The organism is Rossellomorea vietnamensis NBRC 101237, from assembly GCF_001591825.1.
Lineage (GTDB): Bacteria > Bacillota > Bacilli > Bacillales > Bacillaceae_B > Rossellomorea > Rossellomorea vietnamensis.
Genome location: NZ_BCVQ01000120.1, coordinates 1 through 536, shown reverse-complemented (window position 1 = coordinate 536; position 536 = coordinate 1). Strand labels below are relative to the sequence as shown.

The following is a 536-nucleotide window of genomic DNA, read 5'->3' as shown; positions in this document are numbered from 1 at the left end:
GATTTTTTTACGAAGCGACAGCGGAGTAAAAATAATCCTCCTTAAACCACGCGCGACGAAGTGGAGCATCATGATCCAAGCAAATAGCATGTTGGCTTTTAAAAAACTATTGTATTTCATAGGGGCATAGTTTAACGGTAGAACGAAGGTCTCCAAAACCTTTGGTGTGGGTTCGATTCCTACTGCCCCTGCCAAAGAAATTTCAAGCATGGCGATTGTGGCGAAGTGGTTAACGCACCTGATTGTGGTTCAGGCATTCGTGGGTTCGATTCCCATCAGTCGCCCTTTTTATTGGGCTATAGCCAAGCGGTAAGGCATCGCACTTTGACTGCGACATGCGTTGGTTCGAATCCAGCTAGCCCAGCCAACGGCGGCATAGCCAAGTGGTAAGGCAGAGGTCTGCAAAACCTTTATCACCGGTTCAAATCCGGTTGCCGCCTCCAAATATTCATGCGGGTGTAGTTTAGTGGTAAAACCTCAGCCTTCCAAGCTGATGATGAGGGTTCGATTCCCTTCACCCGCTCCAATTCATTTTT

General features: G+C 47.6%; 5 tRNA genes. All 5 read left to right on the top strand.

What is annotated here, in order from left to right:
* Window positions 1-120: 120 nt before the first annotated feature.
* Window positions 121-194: transfer RNA gene (locus BVI01S_RS21945), tRNA-Trp, on the top strand.
* 17 nt (window positions 195-211) lie between these two features.
* Window positions 212-284: transfer RNA gene (locus BVI01S_RS21940), tRNA-His, on the top strand.
* A gap of 8 nt (window positions 285-292) precedes the next feature.
* Window positions 293-367 (top strand) — tRNA-Gln (locus tag BVI01S_RS21935).
* Window positions 368-369: 2 nt separating this feature from the next.
* A tRNA-Cys gene (locus BVI01S_RS21930) sits at window positions 370-443 on the top strand.
* 9 nt (window positions 444-452) lie between these two features.
* Window positions 453-526 (top strand) — tRNA-Gly (locus BVI01S_RS21925).
* The last annotated feature ends 10 nt before the right edge of the window (window positions 527-536 follow it).